This is a genomic window from Gemmatimonas sp. (genome assembly GCF_044345575.1).
GTDB lineage: Bacteria > Gemmatimonadota > Gemmatimonadetes > Gemmatimonadales > Gemmatimonadaceae > Gemmatimonas.
In genome coordinates this window covers 24,742-41,163 of sequence record NZ_JBIJAW010000004.1, presented here as the reverse complement: position 1 = coordinate 41,163, position 16,422 = coordinate 24,742, and the positions used below count along the sequence as shown (strand labels likewise).

Genomic DNA, 16,422 nt, shown 5'->3' with positions numbered 1-16,422 from the left:
CGGGAGGGTTTGGAGGGCGAAAAGCTGGCCCGGAAACACAACCTCCAAATATACCCAAGGCGGGTGTCCGCAAGCAACTGGCGAAGCGCTTTGTAAGGTGTTGCTGTAGAACGACTTACGGACGCTCGGTTTGGGGGTGTCGCCCGCCGGCGTGCCGTAGCCCGCCAAGAGGGTGCTTTTTCACGCGTTACCCCCGCAGCATCCACCGCAATTTGCTGATCGGCGGACGCGCCGCGTCGCCGTTCAGGCGCTTCATCAATTCCGGCTCCAGCAACGTGAGCTCCTGCATCCACGCGTGCGTCTTCACCATCACCACCAGCGTGCCGTCCTGCTGCAGCAGCAGTGGCTCCGTCACCTCGGCGATTTGCGGGCCCACGAGGCGTGGCCACTCGGGGATGACCGCGGCCTGCGCGATGCGATCGGTGAGCCCGGCGTGCGCCAACACGGACGAGACCACGTCGCCGAGCTTCTGTGGCCGGCGCTTGTGTTCACTCATGACAGGGCGCCATCGCGCATCGTGCGACGCTCAAGTCGGGTGAAGGCGTGTGGGATGTCTTCCTCACGCGGTACCGCCAGCAGCACCTGCGCGGCGCCCGCGTGCTCCAACAGATCGAGCACACGGCCCGCGCGGCCGAGGTCGAGCTCAGCAAACGGGTCGTCCAGCAGCAGCAGCGGAGCGTGGCCAAGCGCATCGCGGAGCGTGGCGAGTTCGAGCAAGCGCAGGGCAATCGCCGCACTGCGCTGCTGCCCCGCCGAACCGAACGTACGCAGATCCCGCCCGCCGAGATGGAGATGCAGGTCGTCGCGATGCGGCCCTACGAGGGTGATGCCGCGACGCAGTTCCGTACCGCGCTGCGCGGCGAACGCCCGCGTGAGCGCGTCCGTCTGCACGAGGCTGCTCGTACTCTCGGCCTCGCTGTTGTCGCCCCCAACGGCGCTGTAGCGCAGCATTGCCCCCACGCGCTCGCCGATGGCGGCGCACAGCTGCGTATATCGCTCGGCATGCTCGCGCACGAAGCGGTGCCGGGCAGCGGCCACGACGCCACCATACTCGGCGAGGGCCGGCTCCCACACCTGGACGCGCGCCTCGTGATCGCCGCGTCCGCCCTCCCGCTGTGCGGTGCGCAACGCCGCATTGCGCCGCAACAGTGCGGCACGATACTGCTGCAGCGCCTGCAGGTACGCCGGCGAGGACAGCGCGAGCATCACGTCGAGGTAGCGGCGGCGGTCACCGGGGCCACCGGCCACGAGCGCCACATCCGCGGGTGAGAACGCCACCGACGGGAGTGCCCCCAGCGCGTTGGTCAGGCGCGGCTGTTCCACACCGTCGAGCGTCGCGCGCTTCTTCTTGGTGCTGCGCTCGTAGCCTACGGTGACCGTGTGCCACCGGCTCGGCGCGGCCAGCGTGGCGCGCACGTGGAAGGCCGAGGCGCCGAAGCGCACTACGTCGGCATCACGGGCGCCGCGAAACGACCGGAGCAGCCCCAGATACGCCGCCGCTTCGAGCAAATTGGTCTTGCCGTGCCCGTTCTCTCCGATGATCACGAGCCCGGCCGCGGGCACGTCGACATCGAGTCGGGAAAAGTTGCGATACTCGCGCGCCGCGAGATGAACGAGCACGGCGGACCCTCGAGCCGTTGGTCAGCGGCCCGTGAAATTCGGGGCGCGCTTTTCGAGGAACGCGCGCATCCCTTCCTTCATATCGGCCGTGGCCGACAACAGGCCGAAGAAGTCCGACTCAATGGTGCACCCCTCCTCGAGTGGCACGTCGAGGCCACGATTCACCGCTTCGATGCAGCCGGCCAACGCGAGCGGGGCGTTGCTCGCCATCGCCGTGAGCATGGCGCGCGCGGTGTCGATGAGTGCTTCCGGCGCCACCACCTGATCCACCAGCCCCAATCGATACGCTTCAGCGGCGTCGATCATGTCGCCCGTCAGCAGCAGGCGGAGCGCGGCACCACGACCGATCAGACGAGGCAGGCGCTGCGTGCCGCCGTAGCCCGGCACGATACCGAGCTTCGCCTCGGGCTGCCCCAACTTGGCCTTCTCGCTCGCAATGCGGACATGGCAAGCCATTGCCAACTCGCAGCCGCCACCGAGTGCAAACCCGTTGATCGCCGCGACGGTGGGCTTGGGGCTGGTCTCGAAGCGACGGAAGATGGCCTGACCGGCGCGCGCACGACGCTGGGCTTCGAGCGGAGACTGGCTCTCCAGTTCGGAAATGTCCGCGCCCGCGATGAACGACCGACCCGCCCCCGTGAGGAGCACTGCCGCCACGTCGTCACGCGCGTTCGCTTCGTCGATGGCGCGCCCGAGTTCCGCGATGGTGGCGTCGTTGAGGGCGTTCAGCTTGTCCGGCCGGTTCACGGTGATCGTGGCGATCCGGTCGGCGACATCGAAGGCGAGGAACTGGTACATGGGGCGGGCTGTGGCGGGGGCTGTGAGTGGGGTGGCTAGCTAAACCTAGCGACTTTACCGCAGACGGCAGACGGCAGGCACTACAGCACGCAGTTCCGGAGGAATGCGGTAGAACAACACGCCAGCCTGCGCTGCGCGCGCCGGCGATGGCCCAACCGCAAAGGAAATCGGGGGCGCCGCGAAGCGGTCGCCCCCGTTTTGTTGTACCACACTCCTCCGAGACTGCGTGCTGTAGTTCCTGCCGTCTGCCGTCTGCTGTTCAACCCGACTCGCCGCCACACTATCTTCCCCCCGTGCTTCCCTCTCCCTCCGTCGGCTGGTCCCCCGACACCGCCGCCCTCCGCATTCTCGACCAGCGTCGTCTGCCGGCCGAGGAAGTCCTGCGGGATCTCGTCACGCTCGACGACGTTGTCGACGCCATCCGCACCCTCGCCGTGCGCGGTGCGCCCGCCATCGGGGTCGCGGCAGCCATCGGCCTCGCCGTCGCGCTCGACGCGGCGAGCCAGAGCGACGGCGCACGGGCGCGTCGTCTGGTCACAGCGTACGCTTCACAGCTCATTGCGGCTCGGCCGACCGCCGTGAACCTCGCCTGGGCGGTGCAGCGTATGCTGCGCCGCGCGGGCGATGTGTCCGATGCGGACCTCGTTCAGGCGCTGCGTGTGGAAGCCGAGGTTATCCGGCAGGAAGACGTGAGCATGTGTGCGTCTATCGGTCGTCATGGCCTGTCGCTCATTCCCGACGGCGCGCGGGTACTCACACACTGCAACGCCGGTGCGCTGGCCACGGCCGGCATGGGCACGGCGCTCGCGCCGATCTATACGGCGCATGCGGCGGGGCGGCTGGTCACGGTGTACGCGGACGAAACACGCCCGCTGCGTCAGGGCGCGCGCCTCACCGCGTGGGAGCTGTCGCGGGCCGGGATCAACGTCACAGTGCTCCCCGATGGCGCGGCGGCCTCGCTCATCGCGCAGCGCCAGGTGGATCTCGTCATCGTGGGCGCCGACCGCATCACCGCCAACGGCGATGTGGCCAACAAGGTCGGCACGTATGCTGTGGCACTCGCCGCACGCGCGCACGGGATCCCCTTCTATGTCGCGGCGCCCTGGAGCACCATCGACCCGGCTACCGCCACGGGCGCCGACATCGTGATCGAGCATCGCGCCAGCGACGAACTCGGTGAGCTGCCCCCCGGCGTGCCGGCGTGGAACCCGGCCTTCGATGTCACGCCACGGTCGCTCGTGTCGGCGTACCTTACCGACCAAGGCCTCGTCGCCCCGCCGTTCGCGTAAGCGGTATCTCCCACCTCCCTCCTGCCGTCCATGTCCGTACTCGCCATCGATCAGGGGACCACCGGTACCACCTGTCTCGTCATCGCCCGCGACGGCCGCGTCGTCGGACGCGCGTATCGCGAGATCACGCAGCACTATCCCGCGCCGGGGTGGGTGGAGCACGATGCACACGAAATTCTCGAGCGCACGCTCGATGCGGCGCGCGAGGCGATGGCGTCGGCGCAGCAGGCGGGAGCCGACGCGCCGCAGTGCATCGGCATCACCAATCAGCGCGAAACGATCGTGCTGTGGGAGCGCGCGACCGGCCGGGCGGTGCACAAGGCGATCGTGTGGCAGGACCGTCGCACCGCCGATCGGTGCCGTGCTCTGGCGCCGCACGCGGCGCGCATCGGTGAACTCACGGGGCTCGTGACCGATCCGTACTTCAGCGCCAGCAAACTCGAGTGGTTGCTGGGGCAGGGGGACCATCTCGCCCGCGCCCAGCGCGGGGAGCTGTGCGCGGGCACCATCGACAGCTGGCTCGTGTGGCACCTGACCGGTGGCGCGGTACACGCGACCGACCACACGAACGCGTCGCGCACGATGCTGTACGACATTCACGCGCGCGCGTGGAGTGACGAGCTGACGGGGCTGTTCAACGTGCCGCCGCAGGTGCTCCCCACCGTCGTGCCGTCGAGCGGCGAGATGGGACGTTCCACCGTGGCGACCCTTGGCGTGTCGCTCCCCATCACCGGCATGGCCGGCGACCAGCAGGCCGCCTTGTTCGGTCAGGGGGGCTGGGGCCCGGGCGACGGCAAGAACACGTACGGCACCGGCGCCTTCCTGCTGCTCAACACCGGAGCCCACCGGCCCGCGCCGGGCTCGGGGTTGCTCACAACCATCGCCTGCGACGAACGCGGCAACCCGGTGTACGCGCTCGAAGCCTCCATTTTCATCGCCGGCGCGGCGGTGCAGTGGCTGCGCGACGGATTGGGCATTATCGCGCATAGCACCGAGACGGAGGCGTTGGCCCGGTCGCTGCCCTCAAACGAAGGGGTGTACTTCGTGCCGGCACTGGTGGGGCTGGGAGCCCCCGACTGGGAGCCGAACGCCCGCGGGACCATCGTGGGGCTGACCCGCGGAACGGGGCGAGCCCACTTCGCGCGCGCGGCCCTCGAGGCGATGGCCTACGCCACCCGCGACGTGCTAGGCGACATGCGGACGCAGGGGGAGGTGCCCTTCGATCGGTTGCGGGTGGACGGCGGCGCCACGGCGAACGACTGGCTGATGCAGTTCCAGGCCGACGTGTTGGGGGTACCGGTGGACCGGCCAAACATGGTCGAAACCACAGCCCTCGGCGCCGCGGGCCTCGCCGGCCTGGCCGCCGGGGTGTGGGCATCGGGTGCGGAGTTCCTGGCTAGCCGCCAGTTTACCCGCTTCACCCCCTCTGACGCCGGAACGGCTGCCGCCGCTGCGGCGTATGGAGGATGGCGGCGGGCTGTCCGTTCGGCACTCGCCTGGGCCCGGGACGTAGACTAGCTATCCCGATAAAAGAACTCGGAAAACAGTGCCGTTTCCGCCCGGATGTAGTATCTTCCAGCGATACCCTCCCGACCTTATAGGACGGCGATCCCGTGAAAGCTCGTAACAAGTTCCTGCTCGGCGGTGTGCTCGTGCTCGGCACTGCCTCCTACCTCATGGCCAGCTCGATCGACGAGACGGCCACGTACTACCTCACGCCGGGCGAACTGGCGGCGAAGGTGGACGACAACCCGCGCTTCTCCAAGAACGGCGTCAAGGTTGGCGCGCGCGTGGTCACGGGCACCATCAAGCGCGATCCCGGCGGCCGTGAGCTCACGTTCGTGATGACCGACGGGAAGCAGGAATACCCGGTGCACTACCGCGGCGTGGCGCCGGACACGTTCACCGACGGCGTGGACATCGTTGTGGAGGGGCGTCTCGACGGGAACGGGGTGTTTCAGGCCACCACGCTGCTCGCCAAGTGCGCGTCGCGCTACGAGAACGCGCCTGGCCAGCCCGGTCAGTATCCGCCGGGCGCCAAGCACCCCGACAACGTCCCCAAGGCGTAAGCCTGAAGCGTTCGCCGAACGCGTGGGCGAAGTCCCGCGCGGTCGGCACAGTGGTAACTCACGCGCCGGGCGCTCGTCGGCGCCCGGCCTCCGCGCGAAGCGCGAGGCGTCATGATTCTGGTTGGTGAGCTGTCGCTCTGGATCGCCCTGTTGATGGCGGCCTGGACGACCACGGTGTCTTTCGCAGGCGGCATGCAGGGCCGTCCTGATCTCATCAAGAGCGGCGAACGGGCCATGTACGCCACGTTCGGCTTCGTCGTGCTGGCGTCCATCGGGTTGTGGACCGCGCTCTTCACGCACGACTTCTCGCTCAAATTCGTCGCCTCGTTTACGAGCGCGAACCTCCCCAAGGTCTACCTGTTCACGGCGTTCTGGGCCGGACAGGAAGGGTCACTGCTGTTCTGGACCCTCATCATGACCATGTATTCGGCGGTCGCGGTGTTCACCAACCGCAACCGGAACCGCGAGATGATGCCGTACGTCACCGGCACGTTGGGCATCGTCGCACTGTTCTTCCTCATGACGATGACGTTCTCGGAGAATCCGTTCGAGCGTCTCGATTGGGTGCCCCCCGATGGCCGCGGCATGAACCCGCAGCTCCAGAATCCCGGCATGGCGGCACATCCGCCCATGCTCTATCTGGGCTATGTGGGGACCGCGATTCCGTTCGCCTTTGCCGTGGGCGCGCTCGTCACCCGACAGCTCGATGCGCAGTGGCTTGGCGCCGTGCGTCGCTGGGCGCTGGTGAGCTGGTTCTTCCTCACCATCGGCATCACGCTGGGCATGTGGTGGGCGTACGTGGAACTTGGCTGGGCAGGCTACTGGGCGTGGGATGCCGTGGAGAACTCGAGCGTCCTCCCGTGGCTCACCGTGACCGCGTTCCTGCACAGCATCATGATTCAGGAAAAGCGCGGCATGCTGCGCAAGTGGAACGTGACGCTCGTCGTGCTCTCGTTCCTCCTCACGATCCTTGGCACCTTCATCACGCGTAGCGGCGTGATCGAAAGCGTGCACGCGTTCGCGCGTTCGTCGATCGGCAACTGGTTCCTCGGCTTCCTCATCGTGGCCACGGTGCTCACGGCGTATCTCGTGAGCACGCGTCTCAACGACCTGCAGGCCAAAGCCGAATTGGAGAGCATGGTGAGCCGCGAGGCCGCCTTCCTCTACAACAACCTCGTGCTGGTCGGCATCTGCTTCGCCACGCTCTGGGGCACGCTGTTCCCCATCCTCTCTGAATGGGTGAAGGGCGACAAGATCACGGTAGGCCCGCCGTTCTTCAACGCGGTGAACGGCCCGCTCGGGTTGCTGCTGCTGGCGCTCACCGGCATCGGACCGCTCATCGCCTGGCGTCGCGCGTCGGTTGCCAACTTGCAGCGCCAGTTCACGGCGCCGCTCATTGCCGGTGTGGTGGTGTTCGTGACGCTGTTCGCGCTCGGCATGCGTGACGTGTACGCGCTCGCGTCGTACCTGCTCGCCGGCTTCGTGTTCGGCACGATCATTCAGGAATTCGTGAAGGGCGTGGGCGCGCGTCGCCGCATGTACAGCGAAGGGTTCTTCGCGGCGTTCTTCCGTCTCATCGGTCGCAATCGCCGCCGCTACGGTGGCTACATTGTGCACTTCGGCGTGGTGGTGCTCTTCTGCGCCTTTGCCGGGCTCATGTTCAGGCGCGACGTGACCGCCACGCTCAAGACCGGCGAGTCGGTGAAGGCCACCGATGCGTACGGCCACGAGTGGGTGTTCACGAGCCAGGGTATTTCTTCGGACAAGCAGCTCAATCGCTTCGTGACCGCGGTGACATTCGCGGTGACGCGCGACGGCGAGAACATGGGGCTGTTGTCCAGCGAAAAGCGTCAGCACGTGAACTCACGCAACGAGCCCACCTTCGAGCCCTCGACCGAAGTGGGGATCCTCGAGTCGCCCAAGCAGGACGTGTATCTCGTGTTCACGGGTGCGGTGGATCGTGACACGGCCGCGGTGCACATCAACTTCAACCCGCTCGTGTGGTGGGTGTGGTTCGGTGGCATCATCATGGCGTTCGGCGGCCTCATCGTGATGTGGCCTCAGGCCACCAAGGGTGAGCGCGAGGGCGGTTACGTCGCGCAGATCCCCATGGGCCGTGACATGGAGCCGGTGGGAGCGGGCGCGTGAGCGTCGATCGGAACCCCATGACGAACGGTCGTGCGCAGTCCCGGCGCGCGTTCGTGGTGCGCGCGGGGGCGGTGGTGGGTGGGCTAAGCCTGCTCGTCCGCCGCGCTGCTGCGCAGGAGCAGGCGGAGCAGCAGGCCGGCGCCACCAACAGCGGCGAGGAGATGACCTCGGACAGCTACAAGCCGGTGTCACGTCCTCCCAAGCCGGGTGCCCAGCCCACCATGGGCAAGGTCGAGGTCGAGAACTTCGAACGGCAGTTGGCGTGCCCGTGTCCGTGTACCCTCGACATCTATACCTGCCGCACGACGGACTTCTCGTGCGGCATTTCGCCGGCAGTGCACGGCGACATTCAGCGTCTCGTCGATGGTGGTTACACGGCCACCGAGATCATGGAGGCGCTGACGGGCACCTATGGCGATTTCATTCTGAATTCGCCGCGCAAGGAAGGGTTCAGCCTTGCCGCGTGGTTCGCGCCCTTCGCGGCGGTCGCCGTTGGGGCCGTGGGCATCGGCGCGTTGCTGCGAAGCTGGCGTCTCAATGCCAAGACGGCCGATGCCGCGCGTGCGGCACGCGCCGCGGCGCAGTCGGCGAACGCGCCGGCCGTTGATGCCACACCCGAAGAGCTCGCGCGCCTCGAAGCAGCGCTGCGGGAGGAACGCTGATGGCGCTCCCCGAAGGTGCGCTGCCGCTGGTGGTAGGGACCGCACTCGTTCTCGGTGCCCTCACGCTCGTGTTGTCACCGCTGCTCAGTGCCATCGACCCGGCTTCCGATACGCCCGCCAAGCGGAAAGCGGTGAAGCTTGCCGCCGAAATCGATGCGCCGAGCACCGCAGTCGATGCGTTGCGCGAGATCGAATTCGATCGCGAAACCGGCAAGTTGAGCGAAAGCGATTACGCCGATCTCAAGCAACGCTACACCCGTGAGGCGCTCGCCGAACTGCGTGCGGCAGAGCAGGGTGCCGGTACGGCGACGGCCACCGCGAGCGTCGTAACCGCCGGCCTTGATCCAGTCGAAGCCGCCATCGCCCGTGCCCGCGCCGACGTACGCAGCTGCGGCGTGTGTGGGCCGCGCCCCGAGCCCGATGCAACCTATTGCTCCAGCTGCGGCCGCTATCTGCCCGAGAAGTGCGGCTCCTGCGGCACGAGCATCGATCTGGTCGGCTCGCGCTTCTGCAGCGGCTGTGGAGACCAACTGGCCGCCGCCTGAATACGAGAAGGAAAGGGCCGTCCCTGCGTCCCCTCGCCTCCGCGTCTCTAGTTGTCCGGCAGTTCCCGCAGTTCGTACAAGTCGTAGCCATCCACACGCGCGTCGGCGGGTCCGATCAGGACTCCTCCGGCGCGCGTGGCGATAGTACGACCGGCCACCGTTGCGGCGGCCATCAGCATCGTCACCTCGAGACCACGGCCGCGCCACTGCGCGAGCAGCGCACGACGACAGGCTCGTAGCGCACGCGCGGCTTCATGCCCCACAGGTGTACGCGGCGCCGTGACGCACATGCCCGCGAGATAGAGCGTCACCCGCGTGCCGGCCGGCATGGCATGCATCGCCGCGTCGTCGAGGATGGCATCGATCCCGAACGCCTCCTCGCTGATCGTACCGGCGCGTAGTGCTACGTCAACATGCGGCGCAATGAAGAGCTGGTCGGCGTAGCCAAGGAACTCGCCGGTCGCCGCGCCTTCGGCGACGAACAGGAGATGCTCCACGCGCCGGGCCCAGTCGTCGAATCGCGCCTCGTCGAAATTCGGGCCGAACCACTGCTGCCCCAGCGCTTCCGCCGCATCGTGGGCCGCGCGGTCCGAGAGCGGCGCCGTACGCGCGCAGACGCTACCCACGGTTGCGGTGATCACTCCGGCTTCACCACGCGTCGCGTGCGCTTCTTCGTGAGTGGCACCACGGGGTCGGAGGCCATGAAGCGGTCGCGACTCGCGCACACCCGATGCACCGGACACGTCCCACACTTGGGGGAGCGGGCCGAGCACACGAGGGCGCCGAGCTCCATCAGTGCCTGATTATGCGTCCACACCACCTTGCCCGTGCGCGGCAGCAACTGCTCGGCGATCTGCCAGAGCCGCTTGAGCCCCGCACCACTCTTGGGGTCGAGGTCGGGGGCGAACACGCGGTGCAGCACGCGCGCCACGTTCGTGTCCACGAGTGCGGCGCGCTTCTCGTACGCAAACGACGCGACCGCGCCGGCCGTGTAGGCCCCCACCCCGGGGAGCGCGCGCAACTCTTCGGGCTCGCTGGGAATGATGCCGTCGCGCGCTTCCGTCACATGCTTCGCCAGCTTGTGCAGGTTGCGGGCACGGGCGTAGTAGCCGAGTCCCTCCCAGGCCTCGAGTACCCGCTGCGGCTTGGCCTTGGCCAGGGCGTGCAGATCGGGAAAACGCTCGAGAAACCGCCGGTAGAAATCGAGCACCCGCGAGACCTGAGTCTGCTGGAGCATCAGCTCCGAGATCAGGATGCGATACGGGTCGCGGGTGCGCCGCCACGGCAGGTCCCGCGAATGCTCGCGAAACCAGCGGTGCAGCTTGCGGCGGAACGCCACAGCGGCGTCGGCGGGGACCTGCGGCGCCGGCGCGACCGGCTTTCGGGGGGGCATGGCGCGAAAAGCTAAACGCTCGAGAGCGCCACGTTCACCCCCGTCAGCGACGGGCCATCAGGCGCGCTCGAGACGCTCCAGCTTCCGGCGGGCAAGAACCAGCGGTATCACCGTGCACGACGCACACACGACAAGCCCAACGGCGAATGGCAGGACCATTTCCACCGGATCGGACTCGCGGCCGAAATGCTCCGCCACCACCCATCGGGACGCTGGACGTCCGGAGAGAAACGCCACGGCGGCAATGAGCCCGATGGCGGTAATCATGAACAGCAACCCGCCGAAGGAGGTCGGGATCTGGGCGGCGTTTTCCGAATCGTATTGCGGATGGAACGTGCCGTAGCTGAGGGCCAGCGCGGTGAGCGGGAATACCAGGGCGGTAATCGACACCAGTGACACCGTGTGCACGAACGGCTGCACCTTGAGCATCAGGTTGGTGGCCCCCACGAGCAGCAGTGCGAGCAGCAACAAGGGAATCGCGCCAACCCAGAACTTGGCCCACAGCAGCTCGCGTACCGGGAGGGGGCTCGAGCGTAGCAGCCACAGCGCGCGCCCTTCCAGCGACACGCTCGGGAAGACGAATCGCGCGGCGATCGACGCGAGCACGAACCCGGCGAGCGCCAGGTTCAGGAACGGGATGAGATTGCGCAGCAGCACCGTGACCCCCGAGCCGTTGAGCGGCAGGTAGCGCACGTTCGCGACGTACACCACCAGCAGTACGGCCAGCAACACCAGCTGCGACCATTGGGTGCTGTCGCGGGCGAACACCCGCAGCTCCTTGAGGACCAGCTCACGGCGGAGCGGACCAAGGAACGAGAGCGCGCGATCGAGCCACGGCCGCTGTGTACGCGCGGTGCCGCGCTTTGTCGCGCCCTCCTGGGCCATGCTGTAGGCGCGACGCCACCCGCGAGCGTACAAGACATGGCCGATGGCGATCAACGTGGCGGCAACGCCCCATAGACGGAGGAGTGGCGGCCAGGCCGCCTTGCCGCGCAAATACTTCACGATGGCTTCGCTGACCCATTCGCTGGGGAGCCACGGCGACGACGGCGTGTCGAGGGCCGCCACGAACTGCATGAAATTGGCGAACCCCTCCGGCCGCGCGAGCTGTTCCGGGCGAGCGGCGCGGAACAACAGGACCAGCCCGGCGATGGCCATCGCCGCGATCACACTCAGCAGGTCGCGTGTGCGTCGGGCCGGAAACACGTTCACCAGCAACAGCGTCACGCCCGATCCCAACGCCGCGGGAATCAGCAGAAAGGGCACGAGCACGGCAATGGCGAAGAGCACGAAGTCCGCGCCGCCTCGATACGCCACACCATAGGCGCCGATGAGCGGTACCAATAGCAGCGCCACCATCCAGCTCGAGTGCAAGGCCGTTTCCGCGAGCCGTGCGCGATACAATGCGCCACTGCGCACTGGCGCTGCCGCCAGTTGATCGAGATCGCGTGAAAGAAAGAAGTTGGACAGCGCCGCGATCGTATTCGACAGCAGCAGGATGGACCCGAATGACAACAGGATCATGGCCAGCAGCTTCGCCGCAAGCAGATCACCGATGTCCTCCGCGCCCCGGAAGTACCGCAGGAGCCGCAGCGCAAGCAGGAAGGCAACACTCCAGAAACCCATCGCTACGGCGCTCACCACTACCACCCGACGCACGTCGCCACGCTGGTGGTGGCGCGTGCGGTTGCGGGCCATCTGCCACTTGGGGCGCAGCAGCGACCAGGCACCAGCCTCGGGCAGCGTCGGGGCTCCGCCCGCGAGCGCCTCAGGCATCGAGCACCTCGACCAGCTCACGTGCCACGCGGTCGCCGGTCAGACGCAGGAAGATGTCCTCCAATGCGTCGTCGGTCCCGCTGGAGTCGCGCAGGTCGTCCATGGTGCCGCACGCCACCAGTTCACCACGCTGCATGATGCCGATGCGGTCGCACATGCCTTCGGCGATCTCCAGCGTGTGCGTGCTCATCATCACCGTGTGCCCGCGGCGCGTGTACTCGCGGAAGAGATCCTTGAGGATCTTCGACGACTTGGGGTCGAGCCCCACCATCGGCTCGTCCACCACGATGACCGCAGGGCGGTGCACGAACGCGCTCGCGATGATCAGCTTCTGGCGCATGCCGTGGCTGTAGCTCTCCACGAGTTCGTCGCGCCACGGCTCGAGGTCGAACAGCGCCAGCAGCTCGTGCCCGCGCCGGTCGACATCGGCGCCCGCCTCCCCGTACAACCCGGCGCTGAACCGCAGAAACTCGATCCCGGTGAGTTTCTCGTAGATGAACGGCCGGTCGGGGATGAAGCCCAGCGCGCGTTTGGCGCGAAGCGGATCGGCCAGCAGATCGTGGCCGGCGATGCGGATACGGCCGGCCGTGGGCTGCAGAATGCCGGCAATCATGCGCATCGTGGTGGTCTTGCCGGCGCCATTCGGCCCCAGGAAGCCGAACAGTTCACCGGCGGGAACCACGAGGTCGAGCTGGCGCACGGCGGTGAAATCGCCGAAGCGCTTGGAAAGCGAGGTGATCTCGATCATGCCGGGAAGACGACCGACGGCTACCCCTTGGCAACTTCTCCGCGAACCCAGGCCAGATACGCCGGTAACCCGTCCGTGCAGGGCAGGATGAGGAGTTCCGGTACCTCGTACGGGTGATGTGACGGAAGCTGCTCACGGAGCAACGGGACGCAGGCGGTCGTGGTCTTGAGGAGGACGATCGTTTCCGCGGCGTCCTCCACCTGGCCCTGCCACCGGTAGATCGACCGGGCGCCGGGCAGCAGCGTGCCACACGCGACAAGGCCGTGCTCCACGAGCGTTCGAACAAATGCGGCCGCATCTGCATTGGGCGGCAGGGAGGTGAGCGCGATCACCACGTCCGTCCCGCTCGGCGGGGTTGTTTCCATCTCCAGCTCCTCGCAGCTTCCGAGACTATGCCCAAATCGACGAAACCGTCTGTGCTCCCGGCTCCAGCTCCTGGAGTGGCGCCGGCCTCCGACGCGCTTGTGGTGCGTGGCGCGCGCGAACACAACCTGCGCAACATCAGCGTCACGATCCCGCGGGACAAGCTGACGGTCGTCACGGGGCTCTCCGGTTCGGGCAAATCCTCGCTCGCCTTCGACACGATTTACGCCGAAGGGCAGCGGCGGTATGTCGAGTCGCTGTCCGCCTATGCACGGCAGTTCCTCGGGCTCATGGAAAAGCCCGACGTGGACGCCATCGAGGGGCTCTCGCCGGCCATTTCCATCGAGCAGAAGACCGCCGGGCACAACCCGCGCTCCACCGTGGGAACGGTGACGGAGATCTACGACTATCTCCGCCTGCTCTATGCGCGCGCGGGCACGCCGCACTGCCCCACCTGCGGACGCGCGGTCCAGCGGCAGAGCCCCACGCAGATCGCTGAACAGGTGTTGGCGTGGCCCGAGGGCACGCGCCTCGAGATTCGTGCGCCCCTCGTGCAGGAGCGAAAGGGTGAGTTTCGCGAGCTCTTCGAAGGCGCCCGCAAGCAGGGCTTCGTGCGCGCGGTGGTCGATGGCGAGCTCATCGAGCTGGCCGACCCGCCCAAGCTCAATCGCCGGCTCAACCACTCCATCTCGGTAGTCGTCGACCGCTTGGTCGTGCGTACGGAGGATCGCGGACGCATCACGGATTCGGTGGAGACCGCCCTGCGCCTCGCCGAAGGGTTGGCCGAGGTGGTGCGGTACGACGGGAACGAGCCGACGACCGAAATGTTCTCCGAGCGCTACGGTTGCCCCACCTGCGGTATCTCCATGCCGGAGCTCGAGCCGCGGCACTTCTCCTTCAACTCGCCGTTCGGCGCCTGCGAAACGTGCAGCGGTCTGGGGACGACGCGCAGCGTGAGCGAAGAGCTCGTGCTGGGAGACCCCAGTATCTCCATCCTCGAAGGCGTGGTGCTGCCGTGGGGCGAACCGGATGGCTACCTCCGCAAGGTCATCCTCCCCGGGCTCGCGAAGCTCCTGGCATTCGATCTCAACGCGCCGTGGGGCAAGATCCCTGCTGCCGTACGCCGGCAACTGCTGTACGGCATGAGCGATGCGCCCCCGCGGGCCCGCAAGGCGGTAAAGCAGGCGGTGAAGGGGGCGGCCGCCAAGACTGCTGCCAAGACCGCCGACACCACGTGGGAGGGGATCGTCACCCACGTACAGCGGCGGTACGACGAGAGCAGCTCTGATGGCGTGCGCCTCGAACTCGAGGCGTACATGGTGGCCGCGCCCTGTCCGTCGTGCGCCGGCCAACGCCTCAAGCCGGAATCACTGGCGGTTACGGTACACGGCAAGCACATCGGCGATGTCGTGGACCAGAGCGTGGCCGATGCGCTCGCGTTCTTCGAGAGCGTACCCGTGCGCGGCGCCGGCCACCCTGGCCTCGATCCGGGCATCGCCGGGCCTATCCTCAAGGAAGTGCGGGAGCGCCTGCGATTCCTCGTGGACGTCGGCCTCGACTACCTCACGCTCAATCGCAGCGCTGAGTCGCTGTCCGGCGGCGAGGCGCAACGCATCCGGCTGGCCACGCAGATCGGCTCGCGGCTCGTGGGCGTGCTGTACATCCTCGATGAGCCCAGTATCGGCCTCCATCAGCGCGACAACGGTCGTCTCCTTGCCACCCTCAAACAGCTCCGCGATCTCGGCAATACCGTGATCGTCGTTGAGCACGACGAGGAAACGATTCGAGAGGCGGACTACCTCATCGATCTCGGGCCGGGCGCTGGCAAGCATGGCGGGGAAGTGATCGCGGCAGGGTCGGTGCAGGACGTCATCGATACGCCCGCGTCGATCACGGGGGCGTATCTGCGCGGAACCCGTTCTATTCAGCTACCCGTGCAGCGTCGCCAGCGCGATGCGTCGCGCGTGCTCTCGGTGCAGGGCGCGCGCGAACACAATCTCAAGGACGTGACCGCCGAGTTCCCGCTGGGGTGCTTCGTGGCGGTGACGGGTGTGTCCGGGTCGGGCAAGTCGACGCTCATCACCGACATCCTGCAGAAGGCGCTGTCGCGGCACTTCTTCCGGGCGCGCGTGTTGCCCGGAGCGCACACGCGTATCACCGGGCTCGAGCACCTCGACAAGATCATCGACATCGACCAGAGCCCCATCGGACGCACGCCGCGTTCGAACCCGGCTACGTACACCGGCATCTTCACGCCCGTACGCGAACTGTTCGCCGAACTCCCCGAGGCCAAGATCCGAGGCTACGGCCCCGGGCGTTTCTCCTTCAACGTGAAGGGCGGGCGCTGCGAAGCGTGTCAGGGTGACGGTCTCGTGAAGATCGAGATGCACTTTCTCCCCGACGTGTTCGTACCGTGCGACGTGTGCAAGGGCAAACGCTTCAACCGCGAAACACTCGAGGTGCGCTTCCGCGGCCTCAGCATCGCCGAGGTGCTCGATCTCACCGTCGAGGATGCCTGCGGGGTATTCGAGAATCAGCCGCGCATTCTGCAGAAGCTCGAAACGCTGCGAGATGTAGGCCTCGGCTACATCCATCTCGGCCAGAGCGCCACTACGCTCAGCGGAGGCGAGGCCCAGCGCGTGAAACTCGCCACCGAACTGTCGAAACGGGATACCGGCCGTACCCTCTACATTCTCGACGAGCCCACCACCGGCTTGCACTTCGAGGATGTGCGGGTGCTCCTCGATGTACTGCACAAGCTGGTCGATCGTGGCAATACGGTGCTGGTGATCGAGCACAGCCTCGACGTCATCAAGACGGCGGACTGGCTCGTGGACCTTGGGCCCGAAGGGGGCGTGCGCGGCGGCACGATCGTGGCGCAGGGGACGCCCGAGGAGGTAGCGCGCGTACCGGAGAGTCACACCGGTCGATATCTCGCGCCGATGCTCGTGCGGTAATCAGCGGCGAGGCCCTGCTCCCTGCCTCCTGCGCGGCCGGGTACATTGCACGTG

Annotated in this window: 15 protein-coding genes; 7 read left to right on the top strand and 8 right to left on the bottom strand. The window is 67.2% G+C overall.

Annotated elements, in window-relative coordinates; all coding sequences use genetic code 11:
* Window positions 1–187: 187 nt before the first annotated feature.
* The 3 genes from ACIQ6O_RS00820 to ACIQ6O_RS00810 are packed head-to-tail and all read right to left on the bottom strand — an operon-like array spanning window position 188 to window position 2,418.
* Entirely contained in the window at window positions 188–496 is a 309-nt protein-coding gene (locus tag ACIQ6O_RS00820; RefSeq protein WP_396205857.1) for a DUF721 domain-containing protein, read from the bottom strand.
* Window positions 493–1,620 (bottom strand): DNA replication/repair protein RecF, encoded by a 1,128-nt coding sequence (recF, locus tag ACIQ6O_RS00815; protein ID WP_396205856.1) that lies wholly within the window; start codon window positions 1,618–1,620, stop codon window positions 493–495. The genes ACIQ6O_RS00820 and recF overlap by 4 nt, the downstream gene beginning before the upstream one ends.
* Before the next feature lie 21 nt (window positions 1,621–1,641).
* Entirely contained in the window at window positions 1,642–2,418 is a 777-nt protein-coding gene (locus ACIQ6O_RS00810; protein WP_396205855.1) for an enoyl-CoA hydratase/isomerase family protein, read from the bottom strand.
* A gap of 293 nt (window positions 2,419–2,711) precedes the next feature.
* Between ACIQ6O_RS00810 and mtnA the strand changes: the two genes are divergently transcribed.
* The 6 genes from mtnA (at window position 2,712) to ACIQ6O_RS00780 (ending at window position 9,131) form a co-directional block, all read left to right on the top strand.
* Complete coding sequence (mtnA, locus tag ACIQ6O_RS00805) at window positions 2,712–3,707, top strand: S-methyl-5-thioribose-1-phosphate isomerase (protein ID WP_396205854.1); 996 nt, start codon at window positions 2,712–2,714, stop codon at window positions 3,705–3,707.
* A 30-nt stretch (window positions 3,708–3,737) separates the two neighbouring features.
* Window positions 3,738–5,225: a glycerol kinase GlpK gene (gene glpK / locus ACIQ6O_RS00800; RefSeq protein ID WP_396205853.1), complete on the top strand. Its 1,488-nt coding sequence runs from the start codon at window positions 3,738–3,740 to the stop codon at window positions 5,223–5,225.
* Window positions 5,226–5,320: 95 nt separating this feature from the next.
* Window positions 5,321–5,776 (top strand): cytochrome c maturation protein CcmE, encoded by a 456-nt coding sequence (locus tag ACIQ6O_RS00795; RefSeq protein ID WP_396205852.1) that lies wholly within the window; start codon window positions 5,321–5,323, stop codon window positions 5,774–5,776.
* Between the two features lie 111 nt (window positions 5,777–5,887).
* Complete coding sequence (locus ACIQ6O_RS00790; protein WP_396205851.1) at window positions 5,888–7,924, top strand: heme lyase CcmF/NrfE family subunit; 2,037 nt, start codon at window positions 5,888–5,890, stop codon at window positions 7,922–7,924.
* A gap of 17 nt (window positions 7,925–7,941) precedes the next feature.
* Window positions 7,942–8,586, top strand: coding sequence for a cytochrome c-type biogenesis protein CcmH (locus ACIQ6O_RS00785; protein WP_396205850.1), 645 nt, complete (start codon window positions 7,942–7,944; stop codon window positions 8,584–8,586).
* A complete protein-coding gene (locus tag ACIQ6O_RS00780; protein ID WP_396205849.1) occupies window positions 8,586–9,131 on the top strand; it encodes a zinc ribbon domain-containing protein in 546 nt (181 codons plus the stop codon). Before ACIQ6O_RS00785 ends, ACIQ6O_RS00780 begins: the two co-directional genes overlap by 1 nt.
* Window positions 9,132–9,178: 47 nt before the next feature.
* On the opposite strand, the gene ACIQ6O_RS00775 is transcribed toward ACIQ6O_RS00780, so the two are convergent.
* Genes ACIQ6O_RS00775 through cutA form a run of 5 tightly spaced genes read right to left on the bottom strand, consistent with a single transcriptional unit; the run spans window position 9,179 to window position 13,413 of the window.
* Window positions 9,179–9,772 carry a hypothetical protein gene (locus ACIQ6O_RS00775; protein ID WP_396205848.1) on the bottom strand — a complete coding sequence of 198 codons (594 nt, stop codon included), beginning with the start codon at window positions 9,770–9,772 and terminating at the stop codon, window positions 9,179–9,181.
* Complete coding sequence (locus tag ACIQ6O_RS00770) at window positions 9,769–10,524, bottom strand: A/G-specific adenine glycosylase (RefSeq protein ID WP_396205847.1); 756 nt, start codon at window positions 10,522–10,524, stop codon at window positions 9,769–9,771. The genes ACIQ6O_RS00775 and ACIQ6O_RS00770 overlap by 4 nt, the downstream gene beginning before the upstream one ends.
* A gap of 57 nt (window positions 10,525–10,581) precedes the next feature.
* Window positions 10,582–12,300: a hypothetical protein gene (locus ACIQ6O_RS00765; RefSeq protein WP_396205846.1), complete on the bottom strand. Its 1,719-nt coding sequence runs from the start codon at window positions 12,298–12,300 to the stop codon at window positions 10,582–10,584.
* Window positions 12,293–13,048, bottom strand: coding sequence for an ABC transporter ATP-binding protein (locus ACIQ6O_RS00760; RefSeq protein ID WP_396205845.1), 756 nt, complete (start codon window positions 13,046–13,048; stop codon window positions 12,293–12,295). Before ACIQ6O_RS00760 ends, ACIQ6O_RS00765 begins: the two co-directional genes overlap by 8 nt.
* 20 nt (window positions 13,049–13,068) lie before the next feature.
* The gene (gene cutA / locus ACIQ6O_RS00755; protein WP_396205844.1) at window positions 13,069–13,413 is read right to left on the bottom strand and encodes a divalent-cation tolerance protein CutA; all 345 of its coding nucleotides are present in this window, start codon (window positions 13,411–13,413) and stop codon (window positions 13,069–13,071) included.
* Between the two features lie 75 nt (window positions 13,414–13,488).
* Here cutA and uvrA point away from each other — a divergent pair, with 75 nt between their 5' ends.
* The gene (gene uvrA, locus ACIQ6O_RS00750) at window positions 13,489–16,368 is read left to right on the top strand and encodes an excinuclease ABC subunit UvrA (protein WP_396205843.1); all 2,880 of its coding nucleotides are present in this window, start codon (window positions 13,489–13,491) and stop codon (window positions 16,366–16,368) included.
* Window positions 16,369–16,422: the final 54 nt, after the last annotated feature.